This window comes from Nocardia sp. NPDC056564 (assembly GCF_042793755.1).
Taxonomy (GTDB): domain Bacteria; phylum Actinomycetota; class Actinomycetes; order Mycobacteriales; family Mycobacteriaceae; genus Nocardia.
The window spans coordinates 419,761-445,504 of the sequence record NZ_JBHTUR010000005.1 but is presented as its reverse complement, the minus strand read 5'-3'; the positions used below and the strand labels follow the sequence as shown (position 1 = coordinate 445,504).

General features: G+C 69.9%; 1 protein-coding gene. It reads right to left on the bottom strand.

Going from position 1 to position 25,744, the window contains the following annotated elements:
• Window position 1 precedes the first annotated feature (1 nt).
• The gene (locus ACFQ9K_RS16615; protein ID WP_378983291.1) at window positions 2–25,744 is read right to left on the bottom strand and encodes a non-ribosomal peptide synthase/polyketide synthase; all 25,743 of its coding nucleotides are present in this window, start codon (window positions 25,742–25,744) and stop codon (window positions 2–4) included.

The window sequence follows — 25,744 nt, the reverse complement described above, 5'->3', positions numbered from 1 at the left end:
CCTACATCCCGGTCACCTTTCCGTCGTTCGCTCGGAGCAGGGTGTTCAGGATTGGGCCGATATCGGTTGCGGCGCTTGGGTTCATCATGCCGGTGTGCCATTCGTTGATCGGGTATTCGTGGATGGTGCCGGTGATGTGGCCTTGCCAGGTGGCGGCGAGTTGGTCTCGGTAGGGCTCGCGGGCGGCTATGAACAGGGTGGCGTCGCCGGCGTAGTGGGGTGGGGTGTGGGGGACGGGGGTCATGAAGCTTTCGGTTACCCGTTCGACCTGGTGGGGGGTGAGGATGCCTTCGGTGCTGAGGCGGTCGGCGATCAGCGGGAACAGGTCTGCTGGGTCGTCGATGTGCTGACCGTCGGTCAGGCCGAGGAAATCGCGCCAGCCGCGCAGGAATTCGGTCAGGGCGCGGCGGTTCCGGGCATCGTCGGGCTCGGCGGCGGGGAGCGGTTCGAGGTTCTCCGCGATGCCGGTGTCGACCAGGACGAGCAGCCCGACCGGATGGCCGAGCTGTTGGAGTCGGGCGGCCATGGCGTGGGCGATCTTTCCGCCGAGGGACCAGCCGAGGAGGTGATAGGTGGTGTCGGGGAAGGCTTTCAGGATCTCCGCGACGTAGCGCTCGGCATACGCGTCCACCGACGCCAGCCGCGGGCCGTCCTCGACGATGTAGGGATCCTGCAAACCGTAGACCGGGCGATCCGAGTCCAGATGGCCCGCGAGCGCGCCGTAGACCCACGCGAGACCGCCGCCCGGATGGACGCAGAACAACGGGGCCCTATCCCCCGCCGAACGCAGGGGCGACAGCACGCCGAGGGAGACGCCCAGCTCGGATGGCCGCTCCAGGTACCGCGCGAGTGAGGCCGGTGTCGAGTCGGCGAAAAGCAGCCGGTAAGGCACTGCCGTCCCGGTGCGGGCACGGAGCTGGGACACCAACTTCATGGCGACGACCGAGGTTCCGCCCAGGGTGAAGAAGTCGTCGTCGACGCCTACCCGCTGCACGCCCAGCACCTCCGCGAACACCGCGACCACGATGTCCTCCAGCGGGGTCGAGGGCGCTCGATAGGTGGTCACCGCCCACTCCGGGGCGGGCAGCGCACGGCGATCGACCTTTCCGTTCGCGGTCAGCGGCAGCGCGTCGAGCACGGTGACGGTGTCGGGGACCAGGTAGGACGGCAGTCGTTGCGCGACCGCCTGCCGGATCGCTGCCGAATCAGGGCGGTGCCCCGGCACGGCGGTGACGTAGGCGGCCAACCGCACGGCAGAGCCGGACTCGTCGACGGTGACCACGGCCTGCTGCACCGAGGCCAAACCCGCCAGCGCCGTTTCGATTTCGCCGAGCTCCACCCGTTGCCCGCGAATCTTCACCTGGAAATCGTTGCGGCCCAAGAACATCAGCACCGCGTCGGCGCCGTCGCCCAGCCACCGCACCAGGTCTCCGGTGCGATACATGCGTGCGCCCGGCGCGCCGAAGGGATCGGCCACGAACGTCGTCGCGGACAACCCTGCCCGGTGCAGATACCCGCGCGCCACGCCGGGCCCGGCCGCGTACAACTCACCGACCGTCCCCGCAGGCACCGGCCGCAGCGACGAATCCAGCACCGCCACCCGAACTCCGGGGATCGGACCGCCCACCGACACCGGATCACCGGCGGCCAACTGGGCGCCGGTCAGCCAGATCGTGCACTCACTCGGCCCGTACAGGTTGTGCAGCCCGCGGATACCGGCGGCGTCCGTGCCCGACCACCGGCGCACCAGCTCCGGCGGACAGGCCTCGGCACCGGTGAGCAGCACCCGCAGGTCGTCGAGCCCGTCCGGATCGATCGAGAGCCCGACCGCCGGTGACAGGAAGGCGTGGGTGACGCGTTCACCACGCATCAACTTCGCCAACGGTTCTCCGGCGAAGACATCGTCGGGAGCGACGACCAAGGCCGCACCGGCCGACACCGCCAGCAGCAGCTCCAGCATCGCGGCATCGAAAGTACGCGCGGCAACGGCCAATACACGAGAGTCGCGATCCAGCTGATAGCGCGAACACTGAACGGTGGCGACGGCCGCCAGTCCCGCATGGGTGACGGCCACGCCCTTCGGCGTACCGGTGGACCCCGAGGTGTAGACGACATAGGCGGTATTGGCCGAAAGCACCGACCCGCGTTCGTCACCGACCGGCGCTGCGCTGCACCGAGACAGGTCGAGTCGATCCAGGTCGATCACCCGACGGCCATTACGGTCCAGTCCAGCATCCGAATCTGTGCCCCGCGAGGCGGTTCCACTACTGACGAGCACAAGGTCGGCAGCGCAATCATCGAGGATGAACCGATTGCGTTCGACCGGATGAGCGGGATCGATCGACACGAACGCGGCACCGGCCTTGGCGACCGCCCACACCGCGCGCACCCACTGCGCCGACCGTGGAATCGACACTACGACAATGGATTCCCGCCCGATCCCCGACTCGATCAGCAGCCGCGCACAGCGATTCGACCACTCATCCAGCTCCCGATACGTGCACGCCCGCCCGGCTTCGACCACCGCGGGCCGGTCTCCGTGCTCGGCGGCGGCACGACTCAGCATCTCGGCCAGGGTGACCCGATCCGGCCCCGGACCACCATCACCCCACTCCGACAACAACAGTCGCTCATCGGCCTCGAGCACCTCGAGCTCCCGCAAGCCCACCGCGGGATCGGCAACCACGGCATCGATGATTCGCCGCAACCGCCCGGCCAGCGCGGCGATCGTCCCGTGATCGAAGAGATCGAGGGCATAGCTCACCCCGACCAGCAGACCACCGGCCGCCGCCGGGTCATCGGACACCGTGACCGTGAGATCGAATCGCTCCACGCCGCTGCCGAACTCCATTGGCGTGCACCGAATCCCCGGTAACTGCGCGTCCGACGCAACCGTGTCGAGGTTCTGGAACGCCAGCATCACCTGGAACAGCGGATGATGCGCCTGGCTTCGGGGCGGATCGACCACCTCGACCACGCGCTCGAACGGAATGTCGGCGTGCGCGAACGCCTCCAGATCCACCCGGCGGCACTCATCGAGCAGCTCGCCGAACGAGGCGGCGTCATCGACCCGGGTACGCAACACCAGCGTGTTGACGAACATGCCGACCAGCCCGTCCAACGCCGCGGCACCGCGCCCCGCGATCGGTGTGCCGACCGCGATATCGCCACTCCCCGACAGCCGCGCCAGCACCACCGCCAACGCCGCGTGCACCACCATGAACACGGTCGCATGCTGCGCACGCGCGACCCGGGCCAGCCCGGCCGCCGTATTCGCCTCCACCGCAAACGAATACGTACCACCACGATGGGTCGCCACCGCGGGCCGCGCCCGGTCGGCAGGCAACTCCAGCCGCTCCGGCAGACCCGCCAACTGCCCGGTCCAGTACCCGGCCTGCCGCGCCGACCTGCTCTCCGGATCGGACTCCGACCCGAGAACCGCACGCTGCCACAGCGTGTAATCGGCGTACTGCACCGGCAACGGCGCCCATTCCGGCGACCGCCCCGCCCGCCGCGCCGCATACGCCAGCGACAGATCCCGCGCCAGCGGCGCCAAGGACCAACCGTCCGCCGCGATGTGATGCAGGACCAGCACGAGGACATGCTCACCGGAACCGCTGTCCAGCAACGCGACCCGCACCGGCGGCGCGGTCGACAGATCGAACCCGCGCCGCATCAGCGGCAGCACCGCCTGCTCGAGCTCGGCGGCGGCGACGGTCCGCACCTCGACCGTGGTGCCCGCCTCGGCCGCGGGCAGGATCCGCTGGTACGGACTCCCGTCCCGGTCCGGGAAGACGGTGCGCAGGGTTTCGTGACGCGCCACCAGATCACCGATGGCGGCGGTCATCGCCGCGATGTCCAGCTCGCCGGTCAACCGCAGCACGAGCGGGATGTGGTACGCCGGTGAGTCCGGTTCGAGCCGGTTGATGAACCACATCCGCCATTGCGCGAACGACAGCGGCGGATACTCCGGTCGCTCGCGCGCCACCAACGTCGACCACACCGGGTCCTGGCCGGCGGCCGACCGCTCGGTGAGCAGCCGCCCCAACCGGGCCGCGGTCGGCGCGTCGAACACATCGCGCACGCTCACCTCGGCGCCCGCCGCCGCGGACACCCGGGACGCCACCCGCGTCGCCGACAGCGAATGTCCGCCCAGCGCGAAGAAGTCGTCGTCGACCCCGACCCGGTCCACGCCGAGCACCTCGGCGAACACCGCGACCACGATCTCCTCGAACGGCGTCGACGCGGCCCGATACGGCACCACCAGCCACTCCGGGGCGGGCAGCGCGCGCCGATCCACCTTGCCGGTCGAGGTCAGCGGCAGTTCCGCCAGCACCGTGACGGTATCGGGCACCATGAACGACGGCAGCCGCCGCGCAATGGCTTGCCGAACGGTCACGGGCTCGGGCAGGCGCCCGGGCGCCGCGGTGACATAGGCGGCCAATCGCACTGTCCCACCGGACTCTTCGTCGGTGTGCGGGACGACCACCGCGTCCCGCACGTCATCCAGCTGGGCCAGCGCGGTCTCGATCTCGCCGAGTTCGAGACGCTGCGCCCGGATCTTGATCTGACTGTCGGCACGCCCGGCGAACATCAACGCCGGACGCGCACCCTTGGTCCACCGCACCAGGTCGCCCGTGCGATACATCCGCGACCCGGCCGGTCCGAACGGATCGGCGACGAACGATCCGGCCGTCAACGCCGCTCGATCGAGATATCCGCGCGCCACACCGGGACCCGCGGTGTACAACTCCCCCACCACACCGGCCGGGACCGGGCGCAACCAGGCGTCCAATACCGCCAACCGGACTCCCGGAATCGGCCCGCCCAGCGAAACCGGCTCATCCGCAACCAATTCGGACGCGGTCACCCAGATCGTGGCCTCGCTCGGCCCGTACAGGTTGTGCAGGCTGCGCACGCCGGCGGCGTCCGTACCCGACCATTGCCGCACCAGTGCGGACGGGCACGCCTCACCGGCGACCATCAGCACCCGCAGATCGTTCAGCCGCCCGGCCTCCACCGTGGCGGCCACCGCCGGGGTCACGCACGCGTGCGTGACGCCTTCGGACCGCATCAACTCCGTCAACGGCGCACCCGCGAAAACATCACCGTCGGCGACGACCAACGCGGCACCGACCGAAACGACCGCCAACAGCTCGTACACGGCCGCATCGAAAGTTCTTGCCGCAACACCCAATACGCGGGAATCGGCATCGAGGCCGAACTGCCGGCGCTGGGCAGCCGTGACCGCGGACAGCCCGGCATTGGTGACGGCCACGCCCTTCGGCGTGCCGGTCGTCCCGGACGTGTACACGACATACGCGGTATTGCTCGGCCGCACGGCACCGCGTCGATCGGCCCCGGTGACCGGTGCGTCGCTGTACTCGGTCAGGTCGAGCCGATCCGGATCGATCACCGAGACCCCGGCCTCGTTCAGCCCCGCGGTGTCCAGTCCGGTTGTGCCGTCGAAGGTTCCACTGTCGGCGAGCACGACCCGCGCGGCGACATCGGCGAGCACGAACCGGTTCCGCTCCCACAGGTGCGCCGGATCGACGGACACGAAGGCCGCACCGGTCTTCGCGACCGACCACACCGCCCGCACCCAGTCCGCCGAGCGCGGCAGCGCGATCGCCACCACGGTTTCCGGGCCGGCACCGTGCTCGATCAGCATCCGCGCGCATCGATTCGACCAACGATCCAGTTCCCGATAGGTCAGTCGATGGTTCGCGTCGACGACCGCGAGCCGATCCGGGCACTCGGTCGCCACCCGCGAGAGCATCGCGGTCAGTGTGATCGGAGCCGGAGCGCCACCCCCATCACCGCGCTCCCGCAACGCATTCCACTCACTCGCATCTAGCACATCCAGCTCACGCAGTCCGGCCTCGGGATCGGCCACCGCCGCGCGCAGGATTCGCGCCAGCCGATCCGCCAGGTCCGCGACCGTCGAGCGATCGAACAGGTCCGTGGCATAACCGATGGTGACCGGGATGTCGCCGTTCGCATCCGGAATGTCGGCGACGGTGATGGACAGATCGAATCGTTCGACGCGGGCACCGAGGTGCATCGGCATGACCCGGATTCCCGGCAGCTGGGCGGAGTCCGGATCCAGGTCCAGATTCTGGAAGGCCAGCATCACCTGAAACAGCGGATGATGCGCTTGCGTCCGGGGCAGATCGATGGCCTCCACCACGCGCTCGAACGGAATGTCGGCATGGGCGAACGCATCGAGATCCACCTGCCGGACCTGGCCGAGCAGATCGGCGAACGACCCGGTCTCGTCGATCCGCGTGCGCAACACCAACGTGTTGACGAACATGCCGACCAATTCGTCCAAGTCCGCCGCGCCACGCCCCGCGATCGGCGTGCCGACCGCGATGTCATCGGCGCCGGACAGCCGGGACAGCAGTAGCGCCAGCGCCGAGTGCACGACCATGAATACCGTCGCCCCAGCGGCATTCGCCAGCTCACCCATCCTGGCGAACAGTCCGGCGTGCAGCACGAACGAGTAGCTTTCGCCGGCTTGCGTGGCGACCACCGGCCGCGGCCGATCGACGGGCAGCTCCAGCCGATCCGGCAGTTCGGCCAAATGCCTTGTCCAATAGTCGAGCTGACGTGTCAGCGTCGACTCCGGATCGGACTCCGCACCCAGCATCGCCCGCTGCCACAGCGTGTAGTCCGCGTACTGCACCGGCAGCGGAACCCATTCCGGCGCTCGCCCGCTCCGGCGGGCCGTGTACGCGGCCGACAGGTCGCGCACGAGCGGCGCGATGGACCACCCGTCGGCGGCGATGTGATGAATCACCATCGACAACACGAACTCGTCGCCACCGCGGTCCAGCAGCGTGACGCGCAGCGGGAGATCCGTCGCCAGGTCGAACACGTGCCGGGTCGACTCGATCACCGCGGCGTCGAACCCTGCCGGATCCACCGACCGAACGTCGACGGTCACCGAGGCCCGGTCGGCGGGCAACACCCGCTGGCACGGTGTCCCGTCCATGTCGGGGAATACCGTACGCAGGCTCTCGTGCCGTGCAACCACGTCGCCGATCGCGGCGACCAAGGCCTCCGGGTCCAGCTCACCGGTCAACCGCAATACCAGCGGAATCGTGTATGCCGCTGCCGCACCGTGGAATTGGTTGATGAACCACATGCGCAGCTGGGCGAACGACAGCGGCACCCGCTCGGGCCGCTCCCGGACGACCAGCGCCGGCTGCGGCGAGGCGGCGTTGCCGGCCGCCAGCACCCGGGCCAACCGCGCGGGCGTCGGCGCCTCGAACACATCACGCACCCCGATCCGGACACCAAGCATCGCGGACACCCGCGAGGTCACCCGCATCGCCGACAGCGAATGCCCGCCCAGCGCGAAGAAATCGTCGTCCGCGCCGACCCGGTCCACCCCGAGCAGCTCGGCGAACACCTCCGCCACCGCCTGCTCGGTCGGCGTGGACGGCGCGCGATAGGCGCGGGCGAGCCGTTCGGGTTCCGGCAACGCCGCGCGATCCAATTTGCCGCTCACGGTGAGCGGCAACTCGGGCAGCACCGCGCACGCGTCGGGAACCATGTGCGCGGGCAGCCGGTGCCGGGCCGCGGCCAGCACCTCCCGCGGATCGAGATCCGCGCCGACGAGATAGCCGATCAGGCGATCGGATTCCGGATGATGCACCACGACTGCCCGACGCACCCCGGCCTGCTCGGCGAGCACCGCCTCGATCTCACCCAGCTCGATCCGTTGCCCCCGAACCTTGACCTGGAAGTCGTTCCGCCCCAAGAACTCCAGGTCGCCGCGCTCGTTCCAGCAGACCAGGTCTCCGGTCCGATACAGCCGGGAGCCACCGACCCCGAACGGGTTCGCGACGAAGGATGCCGCCGTCAGTCCCGGCCGGTTCGAGTAACCGCGCGCCTGCTGAATGCCGCCGAGATACAGCTCACCGCGCACACCGACCGGTACCGGTCGCAACAACCCGTCCAGGACGACGGCCGCCACCCCGCGGATCGGCCCGCCGAGGGTCACCGGCGCGGCGGGATCCATCGGGTCGCTGATGGTGGTGACGATGACCGTCTCGGTCGGCCCGTACGCGACGTACAGTTCCCGGCCCGGCGCCCACGCGGCCACCAGTTCCGCCGGGACCCGCTCGCCACCGGTGACGAGCACCCGCAGCGCGGGCAGCCCGGCCGGCGACATGGTCGCCAGCACGCTTGTCGTCACGAAGGCATGCGAAACCCGCTGCTGCCGAATGATTTCCGTGAGGGAAGCACCACCGAAAACGTCCGGCGGCGAGACCACCAGCGCGGCCCCGTTCGGGTGCGCCATCAGCAGTTCCATCATCACCGCGTCGAAACCCGGCGCCGACACGGCCAATATCCGGGAACTCGGGTCCACGCGGTAGCGCTCGCGCTGCTCGGCGGTGAAGTTCGCCAAGCCGGCGTGGGAGACCACCACGCCCTTCGGGGTGCCGGTGGACCCGGAGGTATAGATCACGTAGGCCGCGTGGTCCGGCCGGAGCGGGCGGACCCGGTTCGCATCGGTGACCGCGGTCGCGGCGAACTCGGCAAGGCGCGCAGGCAGATCCGGCCCGTCGAGCAGCAACCGCTCGACCGTGCCGGGCACGGTGGCCACGGTGTCCGCCACCGACAGGGCAAGGCGCACAGCGGAATCGGCGATCATGCCGGTGACCCGGTCCAGCGGGTGGCGGGGATCGATCGGCACGAAGGCCGCGCCGGATTTGGTCACCGCCCACAAACCGACGAGGAACTCGATGCCCCTGGGCATGGCCAGCGCGACCGCGTCGCCCGGTCCGATGCCGCGGCCGATCAGCAACCGCGCCAACCGGTTCGAATAGCCGTCCAGCTCACCGAAGCTGAGTGTCACCGCGCCCGACACCGCCGCGGGCGCCGCCGGTTCGATGGCGGCCCCTGCGGCGAGCAGGTCCGCCAGCGGGCGCGGCGACTCGGCCGCGAGGCCACGGACGGGCACCAGCCGCGCCCGCTCGGCCGGGGACAACAGGTCGATCGACGCCACGGGCGCCGACGGGTCGGTGGCCATCGCGTCCAGCACACGCGCGAGCCGATCGGCACAGCCGCGCACCCACTCGTGCGCGAATACGCCTGGCTGGTACTGCAACTGAGCCCGATACGGATCGCCCTTGGCCACTACCAGTGCGAGCGGATAGTGCGCGGAGTCGTTCGACCGCAGATCCGTCACGCTCAGGTCATCGATGGCCGCCGCCTGGGCCGCCAGGGCAGCCTCGTCGACGGGGTAGGACTCGAACACCAGAACCGTGTCGAACAGGGCCGAAACATTCAGTGCGGCATGAATATCGGAAAGACCGATGTGGTGGTGCCCCAGCAGGCCCGACTGTTCCGCCTGTACTCGGTGCAGCACCGCGGCGATCGGCTCGCCGGGCCGGTGCCGGACCCGCACCGGGATGGTGTTGATGAACAGGCCGACCGCGGACTCGATGCCGGGCAGGTCGGCGGGCCGTCCGGACACCGTGGCACCGAAGACGACATCGTCGCGCCCGGTCAGGTATCCCACCACCGTGGCCCACGCCACCTGGAACAGGGTGTTCACCGTGACCCCCGCGGACGACGCCGCGGCGACCAGTCGACCGGACAGCGCGTTGTCGAAAGCTAGTGCGACGGAGCTCATTCGCTCCGTCGGGCGCTCAGCCGCGGCGCGCGGCGCCAACCGCGTCGCCTCGGCGCCGTCGAGCGCGTGCCGCCACACCCGCAGCGAATCCGCCGGATCCTGGCGGCTCAGCCAGTCGAGATAGGACCGATACGAACCCACCGGTGCCGCGCCGGCCGCGTCCGGCGACGCGTACGCCGCCAGCAGCGTGTGCAGCAGCGACGGCATGGACCAGCCGTCGAAGAGCACGTGGTGGTACGAGAGCAGCAGGGTGAACCGCCCCTCCGCCACCGTGATCAGGGTGAACCGCAGCAGCGGCGCCGTCTCGATGTCGAACGGCTCGGCCCGGTCCCGCGCCATCACCTCCGCGAGCGCGGACTCCGGCTCGGCCCGCAGGTCGACCTCGCGCCAGGGCAGCGCCACACCGTCGGCGACGATCTGCACGCCGTCGCCCTCGGCGGTCGCGGTGAACGCCACCCGAAGGTTCGGATACCGCTCCAGCAGCGATCCGGCCGCGCGGCGCAGGCGTCCGGCGTCCACCGCTCCGGTCAGGGTGATGGCGAGTTGCACCGCGTACACGTCGACCATGGACTCGGCCAGCCGGGCGTGGAACAGGAGCCCGGTCTGCAACGGCGACAACGGCCACACATCGACCAGGCCCGGGTACCGCTGCTCCCAGACCGCGATGTCGGATTGGGTCGCTCGCACCAGCGGGAAGTCGGAGGGCGTGTGGCCACCGGAGCGCGGGCGCCGCAGCCGGGCGACGACGGCGTGCAGCGCGTCGACCCACAACTGGGCCAGCTCGTCCACCGCCGCCTCGTCGAGCACGTCATCGAGGTAGCCGAAGGTGGCGGACAGGCACCCGTCGGTGACGGCGGCCGTGATGTCGACCACCGCCGTCGCCATGACATGCAGGTCCTCGTCGGCCAGCGGAGAGCCGAGTGCGTCGGTGACGGCGAAGTCGGCTGCCGTTGTCCCGCTTGTCGATCGGTTCGGCGACAGCTGACCGAGGTAGTTGAAGGCGATCTGCGCGGGCAGCCCGACGGGCAGGGCGTGCGCGGTCTCCGGATTGAGGTAGCGCAGCAGCCCGTAGCCGATACCGTGGTCGGGGATCGCGCGCAGGTGCTCCTTCGTGCGCTTGACCGCCGTCTCGATCGCCGGCCCACCGGCGTAGGCATCGTCGAGATCGATTCCGGCCAACTGGATTCGGACCGGATACACCGTCGTGAACCAGCCGACGGTCGCGGTCAGGTCGGCGCCGGGAAGGATCTGTTCCTCGCGTCCGTGCCCCTCCAAGCGCAGCAGCGTCGAGGACTCCGGCACGCCCCTACCGACTCGCCAGCGACGCACGGCCACGGCCAGCGCGGCAACCAGTGCGTCCTGTACATCGCCGTGGACAGCCGCGGGCACCAGGGTCAGCAGGGCCTCGGTGACTTCCGACGAAACCCGCACTCGCCGTGTGCGTATCGCGCCTGCGCCAGCGCGCACGCCGGTACGCGAGCCGAGCAGCGGGTCCGGCCCGTCGACTATGCCCTGCCACAGCGGCAGTTCCGCCACCCGCCGCGGCGACCGCGCCGCCTCGATCATGCCGTGCGCCCAGCGCCGCATCGAGGTGCCCACCGGCGGGGTCGCCAGCACACCGCCGGCGCGGTACTGCTGCCACGCCGACAACAGGTCGGGCAGCAGGATGCGCCATGAAACACCGTCCACCACAAGGTGATGCGCGATGACGATCAGCTGACCGGCGTGCGCCGGGTCGGCCGGAGCGAACCAGAGCACCTGCAAGACAACGCCGTCGGCCGGATCCAACCGGCTCAGTGCCGCGTCGACCTCCGCCGTCACGCGGCGATGACGTTGCTCCGCAGCGAGATCCGGGGCAAGCACGACCGGGTGCACCAGCGACTCGACGTCGACCAGCCCGCTCGGCCGCGTCGCCAGCTGCCAGTCCCGGCCGTCGTGCCACAGCCGAGCGCGCAGCATGTCGTGCCGGTCGATCAACGCGGTCAGGATCGCGGTCAGGCCGGCCCGGTCCAATCCGACCGGAGCGGTGAGCACCAGGGTTTGGTTGAACCGCTCGAACCCGCCCCGCTCCACCATCCATCGCACGATCGGGGTGAGCGGCAGCGAGCCGACACCACCGCCGGGCAGCTCCGCCAGAACCGGTGCGGGCGCGACGGATTCGGCCACGCGCGACAGCGCGGCGACCGTCCTGGCCTCGAACACCTGTCGTGGCGTGAACACCACACCGCGGTCCTTCGCCCGGGCGACCAGCTGGATCGACACGATGCTGTCGCCGCCCAGTGCGAAGAAGTCGTCGTCGGCTCCCACCTGATCGAGCCCGAGGACCTGCGCGAACACCTCGGCCACGACCTCCTCGGTGGCGGTGGCGGGCGCCCGGTACTCCGTGGTCGTCCACTCCGGTGCGGGCAGCGACCGCAGGTCCACCTTCCCGCTCGTGGTCAGTGGCAACTCGTCGAGGACGGTGATGAGATCGGGGACCATGTACGACGGCAGCCGCCGCGCCGCGGCCGCGCGAAGGGCAATCGGGTCGGGGTGCCTGCCCGGCGCCGGGGTGAGGTAAGCGGCCAACCGCGCGGTGTCGCCGTCGGTGACCTGGGTGACGACGACGCGGTGTACCTGGTCGAGGTCGGCGAGCACGGCCTCGATCTCGCCGAGTTCCAGGCGCTGGCCGCGAATCTTGATCTGGCCGTCGGCGCGGCCGACGACCACCAGTGCCCCACCGTCGGGCAGCCGGCGCACCAGGTCGCCGGTCCGGTACATGCGGGACCCGGCGGGCCCGAACGGGTCGGCGACGAACGCCGCGGCGGTCGTGCCCGCGCGGTTGAGGTAGCCGCGGGCCACGCCGGGGCCTGCCACGTACAGCTCGCCGACCACGCCCGGCGGCACCACGCCGAGCCAGGTGTCCAAGACCGTCGAGCGGATACCGGGAATCGGGTTGCCGATCGATACCGGTTGGCCGGCAGCCAGTTTCGTGCCGGTCACCCAGATCGTGGCCTCGCTGGGGCCGTACAGGTTGTGCACGTCCCGGAGGCCGGCGGCGTCGCTCGCCGACCATTGCCGCACCAGCGCGGGCGGACACGCCTCGCCGACCGCCATGAGCACGCGCAAGCTGTCGAGCCCGCGGGCATCGAACGAGGCCGCGACCGCCGGCGTCAGCACCGCGTGGGTCACCTGCTCGGCGCGCATCAGCTCGGCCAGCGGCGGCCCGGCGACCACATCGTCGGGAGCGACGATCAGCGCGGCGCCGACCGGTGCCGCGAGCAGCAGCTCGAAGATCGCCGCGTCGAAGGTGCGCGCGGCGACCGCCAATACCCGCGACTCGGAATCCGTGCGAAGGTCCCGGTGCTGCGTCGTGGTGACCGCGGTGAGCCCGGCGTGGGCGACCGCCACGCCCTTGGGCGTGCCCGTCGACCCCGAGGTGTAGACGATGTAGGCGGTGTTGTCCGGCCGGATCGATCCGCGCCGATCGGCGTCCTCGATCGGGCCTGCGCGCCATCCGGACGGGTCGAACTCGGCCAGATCGAGCGCCACGATCCCCGGCACGTCCCAGTCCCCGCCGTCATCGACGGTGAGCAGTACCGCGGCCGCACAATCCGCGAGCATGCCGCGATTGCGCCCCCGAGGCTGCGCGGGATCGAGGGAAACGAACGCGGCCCCGGTCTTCGCGACCGACCACACCGCGCGCACCCACGCCACGGACCGGGGAGCGGCGATCGCCACCACGGTTTCCGGACCGGCGCCGAGCTCGATCAGCGCTCGCGCGGCGCAATTCGACCACTCGTCGAGTTCCCGATACGTCCAGACCTGCCCGGCGTCCACGATCGCGGGTCGCGTCGCGAATTCCGCTGCGGCGCGCAGGAATATCCCGGCCAGATCGCGCGGCCGCGGACCGGCGCCGCCGTCGCCGCACCGGCGCAACAGCATGCGCTCATCCGGCGTGCGCAGGTCGAGAGCGCGCAGCGTGAGCTGCGGATCGGCCACCACGGCGCGCACGGTGTGCTGTAGGCGGTGCGCGAACGCGACGATGGTCGATCGATCGAACAGGTCGAGCGCGAAGCTGACGGTGATCGGCACATCAGCGGACGTGCCGTCCGGGATGTCGGCGACGGTGATGGTGAGATCGAAGCGTTCGATCCCGATGTCGAGACTCCGCAGCGGCTCGACCGCGAGCCCGGGCAGCCGCGCCAGCGCCGGGTCCAGGTCGAGGTTCTGGAAGGCCAGCAGCACCTGGAACAGCGGGTGATACGCCTGGCTGCGGGGTGGGTCGATGGCCTCGACGACGCGTTCGAACGGAATGTCGGCGTGCGCGAACGCGGCCAGGTCCACCTGGCGGCAGTGGTCGAGCAGGTCGGCGAACGAACCGGCCCCGTCGACCCGGGTGCGCAGGACGAGCGTGTTCACGAACATGCCGATCACACCGTCCAGTGCCGACGCGCCGCGTCCCGCGATCGGCGTACCCACCGCGATATCGGCGCTGCCGGACAACCGCGAGAGCACCGTCGCCACCGCGGCGTGCACCACCATGAACACGGTTACCCGATGGGTGCGCGCCACGGCGCCCAGCCCGGCCACCGTCGCGGCATCCAGGGTGAACGTATAGACGCCGCCGCGTTGCGCGGCGACCACCGGTCGCGGCCGGTCCGCGGGCAACTCCAGCCGATCGGGCAGGCCGGCCAAATGTTCTGTCCAATAAGCGAGTTGGCGCGCGGCCAGGCTGTGCGGATCGGACTCCGCGCCGAGCACCTCGCGCTGCCACAGGGTGTAATCGGCGTACTGCACCGGCAACGGCGCCCATTCCGGCGTCCGGCCTGCCCGGCGCGCGGTGTAGGCCAGCGACAGGTCGCGCACCAGCGGCGCGATCGACCATCCGTCGGCGACGATGTGATGGAGCACCACGACCAGCAGGTGCTCGTCGGATCCACTGCGCAGCACCGCGACTCGCCACGGCGGTTGCGCGGACACGTCGAATCCCTGGCGCACGATGCTGATGACCCGGGGCGTGGGGTCGACCGGATCGACCGTCTCGTTCACGACCGCACCCGCGGCAGGCAGGATCAGCTGGCAGGGTACTCCCCGCTCGTCCGGGAATATCGTGCGCAGGCTCTCGTGCCGGGCCGCGATATCGCCGACCGCGGCCGACAGTGCCGCCGAATCCAGATGCCCGCGCAGCCGCAGCACCATGGCGATGTTGTACGCGGGTGAATCCGGCTCGAATCGGTTGATGAACCACATTCGAGATTGCGCGAACGACAACGGTATTCGATCGGGGCGGTCCCGTGGCACCAACTCCACGCTCGACGGGCCCGTGGTCTCGGTGGCCCGCACGGCCAATACCGCGGCCAAGCGGGCGGCAGTCGGTGCGTCGAACACGTCGCGGACTTCGACCGTGATTCCCGTGGCCGTCGCCACGCGGGACGCCACCCGCGTCGCCGAGAGCGAATGCCCGCCCAACTCGAAGAAGTTGTCGTCGGCGCCGACTCGGTCGGTGCCGAGTACCTCCGCGAAGACCGAGACGACGGTCTGCTCCAAGGGGGTCGACGGAGCGCGATAGGTCGAGGTGATCAGCTGCGGGGCGGGCAGGGCACGGCGATCGACCTTGCCGTTGGGCATCAGGGGCAGCTCGTCGAGGACGACGATGGCCGCCGGAATCATGAACTCGGGCAGTCGTTCCGCCGCGAGCTCACGGATCTCGGCCACCAGGTCGGCGATGCCGGGGTCGTTCACGTAGGCGGCCAATGATTCCAGTGGCTCCGCGCTCAGATAGACGTCGTCGAATACCGTCGTCTCGTCGGCATCGCGGAGCAGGAGCGCGTCCATCCGACCGGCGACGGGCGACCAGGTGACCGCGACCGTGAAGCCCAATTCCGCTCCGAGCGAATGGATCTCGTGCGGCAGCACCGCCGCGTTCGGGTCGTTCAACTCGAGCTCGGCCACGCGCGCGTGTTCGGCGGCCGCGTCGACGGCGCGACCGGCCGCCACGTCCGCAACCGTTCCGGCCTGCGGTATTCCGGTGATGCGCAGGCTGCCGGGCCGCTCGGCGGCCAACTGCGCATGCAGCCCGCGCAGGTCACCGAATTCGGACCAGGCTCGCTGCGGCAGTCCGGCGAGCGAGCGCACCCGCGCCGGGGATTTGCGCAGGACGACGTCGTATCGGTAGCGCGTCAGTTCGTTGTCGACCGGCGCGTACTTCAACTCGATATCCACCGCGGCCACGTCGGCGACTTTGTCCCGCAACGCGACGAAGAACTCGGGGGCGACCAGCAATTCCTGCTCGGCGATCAGCGCGCGACGCGCGCGTTCCCGCACCGCCGCCACGGTGTCCTCGTCCCCGCCGCCGGACAGCTGTGTGCCGGTGGCGAACTCGCGCAGCAGCGTCAGATTGCGGATGTCGCCGACGAAGAACGCACCGCCGGGCAGCAGCAAGCCCATGGCCTTGTCGATCACGTCGATCAGATAGGCGGCGTTCGGGAAGTACTGCGCGACCGAATTCAGCACCACCACATCGAATCGATCCGGCGGGAGTCCCGAGATGTCGTCGGCGGACTGCACCCGCAACCGCACCCGATCCGCCCAGTCGACCGCCGATTCGCTCAGTCGCGACCGGAGATTCCCGATGGTCGCCGCCGAGAAATCGGTGCACCAGTATTCGGCGCACTGCGGGGCCAGTCGGGACATCAGCAGGCCCGATCCGACGCCGATTTCCAGCACCCGGGCCGGCCGCAGCCCGAGAATCCGGTCCACGACCGCGTCCCGCCACGCCCGCATCTGCTCGACCGGAATCGGCTCGCCGGTGTAGCTGCTGTTCCAGCCGCCGAAATCGGCGTCCAGGGCCATGGGCTCGGCGAATTCCCGGCCGTCGCCGCGGTAGCTTTCCTTGCCCGCGTACAGGTTGTCGTAGACCTGTCGCCAATGGTCGACCAGGTCGGCGGCCCGGTCGCCGTCGTCGGCGACGGTCGTTTCGCGATCGCGGACGACATAGGCGACCAGCTGCTTGTCGGCCACGGCATCGGCGCTCTCCCGGGCGACGACCACCGCGCGCGACACCGCCGGATGGGCCACCAGCGCCGCCTCGACCTCGCCGGGCTCGATCCGGTACCCGCGCACCTTGACCTGGTCGTCGGCCCGGCCCGCGAATTCGAGCACGCCGCCGCGGGTCCACCGCACCACGTCTCCGGTCCGGTACATCCGCTCGGCGACACCGAACGGGCACGCCACGAATCGTTGCGCGGTCAGCTCCTGCCGTCCCGCGTAGCCGCGCGCCAATTGCGTTCCGGCTACGTACAATTCACCGGCCACACCGACCGGCACCGGGCACAACCGCGAATCCAGAATGAACACTCGCACATTCGCCACCGGAGCGCCGATCGGCACCCGCCGATCGATATCCCACGGTTGCGCGGCGAGGATCTCGTGGGTCGAGACGCACACCGTGTTCTCGGTCGGCCCATAGGCATTGGCGATATCGACACCCGGCCAGCGGTCCCGGAATCGGGCCACCGCGGCCGAACTCAAAGCGTCACCGCCGGTGACTACCTGACGTACCGGGCCGGCGTCGAGCTCGGGTTCCGCGGTCGCGAGCAGTTCGAAGAGCGCGGTGGCCACGAACATCGTGCTGACGCGATGCCGAGATACCGTCCGCATCAGCGCGGACAGGTCGAGCCGATCGGGAGGTGCGATGACGATCGTCGAGCCGGCCAACACGGCGGGCCACAATTCGTAGGCCGAGGCGTCGAAGGCCATCGAGGAATGCAGCAGCACCCGCGCACCCGGACCACCGGGCCAGCCGTGTACCGCCATGTTCACCACGCCGCGGTGCTCGACGACAACGCCCTTCGGGCGTCCGGTCGAACCCGACGTGTAGATCACATACGCGGCATCGGCCGCCGACAAGGCAGGCAGACCGGATGACTCGCCGGCGCCGAGATCCGCGCTGTCGACGCATATCGACGCTCGGCCGTTCAACGGCAGACCCGCTCCGACAGCCACCGTCGTCAACACGAGCACCGGATCCGCGTCACCGAGGATGAACTCGATACGGCCGCTCGGATAGTCCGGATCGATCGGCAGGTAGGCGGCGCCGGCGACCACCACGGCCAGCACGGCAGTTACCAGATCCGCCGACCGCGGCAGCGCGACGGCCACGACCGAACCACGGCCGACCCCATGACCCCTCAGCACCTGCGCCAGAACACGCACGCGCACAGCCAATTCCGCGTACGTGAGGTCGCCGTCCGCGTGCGCGACAGCGACCGCCTCCGGGGTGGCCGTTACCTGTCGAGCGAACAGGTGCGCCAGCGAGGCATCCGCAGGCAGCGGCGCCGCGGTGTCGTTCCAGATCCGGAGCACTCGGTCGCGTTCCGCGGGCGCGAGGACGTCCATCCGGCCGAGCGGCATAGCGGGGTCGGCGCTGACGGCTTCCAGCAACTGCAGGTAGCGCTCGGCGAGGTCGGCCACGGTGGCGCGATCGAACAGATCTGTGGCGTATTCGATTCGACCCGACAGTGCGGGCGGCGCGGCGTCGTCGGCCGGGTTCATCCGTTCGACCACGTCCACGTGCAGGTCGAATTTGGCGGTGCCGGTGATCGCCGGAACGATCTCGACCTCCAGCTCGGGCAGGTGCAGATCCGGCAACAGGTTGTTCTGCAACGCGAACGACACCTGGAACAGCGAGTGGTACGCCGGAGAGCGGGTCGGTTGCAGCAACTCGACCAGTCGCTCGAAGGGCGCGTCCTGATTCTCGTAGGCGGTCAGAGCCTTTCGGCGGACCTGGTCGAGGATCTGCTCGAATCGGGGGTTGCCGGACAGATCTACCCGCAGCACCCAGGTGTTGACGAAGAAGCCGATCAGATCGTGGGTCGCCGCTTGGGTACGCCCGGCCACCGGACCGCCGATCGAGATGTCCTCGCCCGCACCGAGCCGCGACAGCAACACGGCGAGCGTCGACTGCAACAGCATCGACACGGTCACCTGACGATCGTGGGCGAGTCGGTACAGCGCCGCGCACAACGCCGGCTCGAAGGCGAACTCGATGACGTCGCCGCGGTTGCTGGCCGTCGGCGGGCGCGGGCGGTCGGTCGGCAGGGTTATCGGCTGCGGTGCGTCCGCCAGTTCGGCTGCCCAGTAACCGAATTGAGTGGCCAGGATGCTGTCCGGATCGGACTCCGCGCCCAAGGTCGCGCGCTGCCACAGGGTGAAGTCGGCGTACTGCACCGGCAACGGCGCCCAATCCGGTGCCCGGCCCTGCCTGCGCGCGGCGTACGCGGCCGAGAGGTCGCGCACGAACGGCGCGATCGACCAGCCGTCCGCGGCGATGTGGTGCAGCACCAACACCAGGGTGTGGTCGTCGGCACCGTTGCGCGACAGCGTTACTCGCAACGGCGTCTCGGTCGAGACATCGAATCCGCGCCGCACCAGGCCGGTCAGTTCATCGGGCTCGGCCGTCTCGATCGCGGTTCGCGCCAGGTCGATCGGCAGGACTCGCTGGTAGGGCACCCCGTCCGCGTCCGGGAACACGGTGCGCAGGCTTTCGTGCCGCGCCACCACATCGGTCAACGCCGCGGACAGCGCCTGCTGATCCAAGGGTCCGCGCAGACGCAGCACCATCGGGATGTTGTAGGCGGGTGAGTGCAGTTCGAATCGGTTGATGAACCACAGCCGGGACTGGGCGAACGACAGCGGAATCCGCTCGGGTCGTTCCCGCACCGTCAGCTCGGGCCGAGCCGGGCCACCGCCCGCTCCGCCTCCGGTGAGCGCCTGTGCCAGCCGGGCGGGAGTGGGGGCCTCGAAGACGTCCCGCACGCCCACCTCGATGCCCAGCACGGCGGTCAAGCGCGCGGCCACCCGCATCGCCGACAGCGAATGTCCGCCCAGGGCGAAGAAGTCCGCGTCCACGCCGACGCGCTCCACACCGAGTACCTCGGCGAACACGGTGACGACCGTTTCCTCGGCCGGCGTCGACGCGACGCGATCGTCCGCCGCGGCGAAGGCCGGCGCGGGCAACGCGCGCCGATCCACCTTGCCGTTCGGGGTCAACGGCAGGTGATCGAGGACCACGAAGGACGACGGGACCATGTACTCCGGCAGCCGATCCGCGACGAAGCGCCGGATCTCGGGCACGAGAACGGTCTCGTCCCGCACCTCGTCGGCGCGATCGAGCACGACGTAGCCGATCAGTCGCTTATCCACCACGGTCGCCGAATCGGCAGTCGCAGAGCCGATCTCCCGCGCTATGACCACCGACTGGGAGACCAGCGGATGCGCGGTCAGGACGGTCTCGACCTCACCGGGCTCGATTCGGTATCCGCGGACCTTGACCTGTTCGTCGGCGCGCGTGACGAATTCCAGCACGCCGGCCCGGGTCCACCGCACGATGTCGCCGGTGCGGTACATGCGCTCACCGGCGCCGAACGGACAGGGCACGAACCGTTCCGCGGTGAGTCCCGGTCGATTCCGATACCCGCGCGCCAGTTGCACTCCGGCCACATACAACTCGCCCGCCACGCCTACCGGTACCGGGCGCAGGCGCGAATCCAGCACGTACACGCGCATATTCGCGACGGAGGCGCCGATCGGCACGCTGCCCCCGCCCGTCTCCTCCGGGGTATCCGGGATCTCGTAGGCGGAGACGCACACCGTGTTCTCAGTCGGCCCATAGGCGTTGACCACGCCGATGCCCGGCCAGCGGTCGAGGAAGCGGGCGACGGCGACCGTTCGCAACGCGTCACCGGCGGTGACCACGCGTCGGACCGAATCGAGTCGAAGTTCCGGGCCCGAGCTCGCCAGTATCTCGAACAGCGGGGTCGTCACGTACAACGCCGTGACTCGATGCCGAGCGATGGCCCGGCTCAGTTCCGCGATGTCCGTTCGGCCAGGGGGTGCGATGGCGATCGTCGACCCGGCCAGCAGCGCAGGCCACAACTCGTAGGCCGACGCGTCGAAGGCCATCGACGAATGCGACAGCACCCGCTCACCGGGGCCACCCGGCCAGCCGTACTGCGCCATATTCACTACGCCGCGGTGCTCGACCACCACCCCCTTCGGACGCCCGGTCGAACCCGACGTGTAGATCACATACGCCGCGTCGGCCGGTGCCAGCACCGGCAAGTCCCCGGACGAATCGCGCCCGAGATCAGTGACATCCAGACACCGCGCTGCCCACTCCCCCAACGGCAGCACCGCACCGACGGACGCGGTCGTCAACACCAGCAGTGGGTCGGCGTCGGCAAGAATGAACTCGATCCGACCACTCGGGTAGTCCGGATCGATCGGCAAGTAGGCGCCACCGGCGACCACCACCGCCAACACGGCGGTCACCAGATCCATCGACCGGGGCAACGCCACGGCCACCACCGAACCCCGGCCGACCCCGCGGCCCACCAGCGCCCGCGCCAGAACATCGGCCCGCACAGCCAGATCCGCGTAGGTGAGTTCCTCGTCGCCGAAGCGCAGCGCGACCGTGTCCGGTGCCGAGGCCACGCGGCTACGGAAAGCCGCCACGATCGTGGACTCCGTCAGCGTGGCATCGGATCGCGAGTTCCAGTGCATCAGCAGCTGTTCGCGTTCCGCGCCGGACAGCAGGGCGATGTCGGCGATCGTCTCCGCCGGGTCGGCGCTCACCGTGCGCAGGACACGGAGGTAGCGGTCGGCGATGCCGGTGACCGTGGTTCGGTCGAACAGGTCGGTGGCGTATTCGATCCGGCCGGCCAGCACCGCGGGAGTCTGCCCGCCGCCCGGGATGTCGATCAGGTCGAAATGCAGATCCGTCTTCGCGGTCCCGGTCGAGACGGCGACGAAATCGGCAGTCAGGCCGGGCAGTTCGAGCGCGGGCAGGCCGTCGCTCTGCAACTCCAGCGACACCTGGAACAACGGGTTGTAGGCCGTCGACCTGGCCGGGTTGATCAGCTCGACCAGCCGCTCGAAGGGTGCGTCCTGATTCTCGTAGGCGGTCAACGCCTTTCGGCGCACCTGATCGAGCACCTGATCGAAACGCGGGTTGCCGGACAGGTCCACCCGCAACACCCAGGTGTTGACGAAGAAGCCGACCAACTCCCGCAGTGCCTCGTCGGTGCGCCCGGCGACCGGACCGCCGATCGAGACATCCTGGCCCGCACCCAGCCGCGACAGCAGCACCGTGAGCGCCGCTTGCACGACCATCGACACGCTCACCCGGCGTTCCCGCGCGAGCCGGTACAGCGCTTCGCGCAGCGGCGCGTCGACGGTGAATTCGACGACGTCGCCGCGGTTGCTCACCAGCGGTGGACGGGGCCGGTCGGCCGGCAGCGCGATCGGCTGCGGTGCGTCGGCCAATTCCGCTGCCCAGTACCGGCATTGCGCCGCGAGCGCACTGTCCGCGTCGGACTCCGCGCCCAGCAGTTCGCGCTGCCACAGGGCGTAGTCCGGGTACTGCACCGGCAGCGGACTCCACTGCGGCCGCTGCCCCGTCACCTGGGCCGTATAGGCCGTCGACAGATCGCGCAGCAGCGGCGCCATCGACATGCCGTCCGCGGCGATGTGATGCAAGACCAGCACCACGACGTGCTCGGCCGGGCCGCACCGGAACACGCTCGCGCGCAACGGCATATCCACCCGAAGGTCGAAGCCGCGGCGAACCCGCTCGGTCACCGCCGCATCGACTCGCGCCGGATCGACGGCGACCTGCTCGAGCACCGGCGCGCTCGGCACGACCTCCTGATACGGCACCCCGTCCAGCTCGGGATAGCGGGTTCGCAGCGCCTCATGGCGCGCGACGACCGCGCCGAGGGCCGCGGTCAACGCCTCGGTATCCAGCGATCCGGCCAGCCGGAAGACCAGCGGGATGTTGTAGGTCGGTGATTGCGGCTCGAATCGGTTGATGAACCACATGCGTAACTGCGCGAACGACAACGGGATTCGCGCGGGGCGCGGCTGGGCGATCAGCTTCGACCGCGCCGGACCGGTCTCGCGCGCGGTGAGCACCCTGGCGATGCCGGCCGCGGTGGGGGCGTCGAAGATGTCGCGCACGCCGACCGTACGGCCGGTCACCTCGGTCAGTCGCGCGGCCACCCGCGTGGCCGAGATCGAATGCCCGCCGCGCGCGAAGAAGTCGTCGTCGACGCCGACCCGTTCCGCCCCCAGCACCTCGGAAAAAGTAACGGCGACAATCTCTTCGAAGGGGGACGAGGCGGCTCGATACGGCGCGATCGGTCGCTGTGGCGCCGGCAGCGCACGCCGATCCACCTTGCCGGTCGCGGTCATCGGCAATTCGTCGAGCACGGTGACGGTCTCGGGAACCATGTAGGACGGCAGTCGTCGCGCCGCGGCCTGCTTGACCGTGGTCGCATCGATGGCGTGTCCCGGTGCGGCGGTGAGGTAGGCGGCCACCCAGGCCTCGCCGGCCTGTCCGCCCACGGTGGTGACGATCGCCTGCTGTACCTCGTCCAGGCCGGTCAGGGCGGCTTCGATCTCGCCGAGTTCGAGGCGTTGGCCACGGATCTTGATCTGGGAATCGGTGCGGCCGACGAAGATCAGCGTCGCGTCGTCGCCGCGGAGTTCCCAGCGCACTACGTCGCCGGTGCGGTACATGCGCGCACCGGCCGGACCGTGGGGGTCGGCGACGAACGATGCCGCGCTCAGCCCGGCCCGGCCGAGGTACCCCCGAGCCAGCCCGGGGCCGGACACGTACAACTCCCCCGCCACCCCGAGCGGTGCCGGCCGCAGCCACGAATCCAGAACGGCCAGACGGACTCCCGGAATCGGGCGGCCCAGTGACACCGCGTCACCCGGTCGCAGTGCGGCGCTGGTCACCCAGATCGTGGTCTCGCTCGGCCCGTACAGGTTGTACAGCAGGCGAGCGCCGGCGGTGTCGCTTGCCGACCATTGCCGCACCAGGGCGGGCGGGCACGCTTCGCCGGCCACCATGAGCACGCGCAGATCATCGAGTCGCCGCGCGTCGAGGGTGGCCGCGACGGCCGGAGTCAAACATGCATGTGTCACACTTTCGGCACGCATCAACGCCGTCAACGAGTCACCGGCGAAGGCGTCCCGGGCGGCGACGATCAGCGCCGCCCCGGCCGGGACCGCGGCCAGCAGTTCGAAGACCGCCGCGTCGAAAGTCCGTGCCGCGACGGCCAGCATCCTGGAGTCGCGGTCGAGTCGATACTGCCGGGCGAGGGTGTCCGATACTCCGGAGAGTCCGGCGTGGGTGACGGCGACACCTTTCGGGGTGCCCGTCGAGCCCGAGGTATACACGATGTAGGCGGTGTTACCGGGCCGTACCGCACCGTGTCGATCCGCGTCGACGATCAGGGCGGCGTTGCGGTCGCGCAGTTCGAGCCGGTCGATGTCGAGAACCCGCACGCCGACCAAAATGTCTGCGTCTGTGGCGTTCTCACTGTCGGTCAGCAGAAGTTCCGCGCGGCAATCGGTAAGGATGAACCGATTCCGTTCGACCGGCTGGGTGGGATCGATGGTCACGAACGCGGCACCGGTCTTGGCGACCGCCCATATCGCACGCACCCACCCGGCCGAGCGTGGAATCGCCACGGCCACCGTGGTTTCCGGGCCGGCACCGCAATCGATCAGCGTCCGTGCGCACCGGTTCGACCAATCATCCAACTCCCGGTACGTCCACGTGCGGGCACCGTCGCGGACCGCGAGTCGATCCGCGTGCGCCGTCGCGGCACGCGACAGCAGGTCGGGCAAGGTGATCTGCGCGGGCCCCGGACCGCCCGCGGCCGACGCCAGCAGCATCCGGCGCTCGGCGGGCTCGAGCAATTCCACGGAGCGCGCCCGGGTCTCGACGTCCGTCAGCACGCTGTGCAGGAAACTGTCGAGGAACCGCGCGAACCGCCGGTGGTGGTATGCGACCTGAGCGGAGGTGTACACGCTCGGGTTGGCGAAGAAATCCAGCCGGGTGCTCTCGCCACCGACGGCCGGGTAGACGTTCACCGAGAGGTCAGGGACCAATCCCGGGGTCAATACCCGCAATCGGCCGGTGAGGTCGCCGAGCACGATCTTCGTATCGAGGATCATCAGGTCGACCATCGGCCCGGCCGCACGCGGGAGATGCTGAGCGGCAACCGATTCCGTGTCCTCGAGCATGTCCTCGTGCCGGTAGCGCTGGCCGCGCAGGACCGCCATCAGCGTGCGCTGCGTTTCCTCCAGCAGTGAGCCGACGGTGCGGTCGGGCGGCACGGTGATCCGGAACGGCACGATGTTGGCGGTCATCCCGCCGGAGCGGCTCATGGAGGCCGTGACCCGCGCGGACACCGGCAGACTCAGCACCACATCGTCGGCGCCGGTCATGCGCGCCAGGTACAGGCCGAACGCGGCGAGCAGGAAGACCGACGGGCCCGCGGAGCGCGTCGCGACCGCGGCGCGCAACGCGTTGTCGGTCTCGGCGGACAGCAGCGCGCTCACCGCGACGGGGTGCTCTTCGGCGAGCGCGACCCGATCGGTCAGCGTGACCGGCTCGGGGAGCTCGGCGACATACTTCGACCAGAACACCCGGTCGTCGTCGAAGCGTTGCGAGGCGCGATACTCCTCGTCCGCCGCGACGATCTCGGCCAGCGAGCGAATCGACTGCGCGGCAATGTCTTTGCCCGCCAGGGTGGCGGTGTAGAGCTGTGCGCTGCGGGTGAGGATGTTCAGCGCGGCGATGCCGTCCAGCACGATGTGATGGGCGCGCAGGTACCAGAACCACCGCCGCTCGGCGACCCGCACGATCGCGCCCTGCACCACAGGACCGTGCCACAGGTCGATGGGTGCGCGGTAGTCGGCGCGCATCCACTCCTGCGCTGCGGCAACCGGGTCGGGCGCCGTCCGGTAATCCAGGTGCCGCACGGCGCTATTGGCGGTGTCGTCCACCACCTGCCGCAGCTGCCCGGCCACCTCGAACAGCCGCATGCGGCCGACCTCGAACTCGTCGAGCGCCCGCTCGAACGAACCGGCCAGCCGCGCGGCGTCCAGATCGCCGGCGAGTTCCACGTACAGCGCGTTCGATACCGGTGTGGCACCGGCCAACTGCTGCAACAACTGGATCGCACGCTGCGCCGCGGTCAGCGGATAGGTAGCTGGATGACCGTCGCGGGCATGCAGGGGTGAACGATGGTCGGGCAT

What these genes read in the sequence shown, in the direction of transcription:
- ACFQ9K_RS16615 (WP_378983291.1), bottom strand. Translation starts at nt 25,744, where the DNA reads ATGCCCGACCATCGTTCACCCCTGCATGCCCGCGACGGTCATCCAGCT.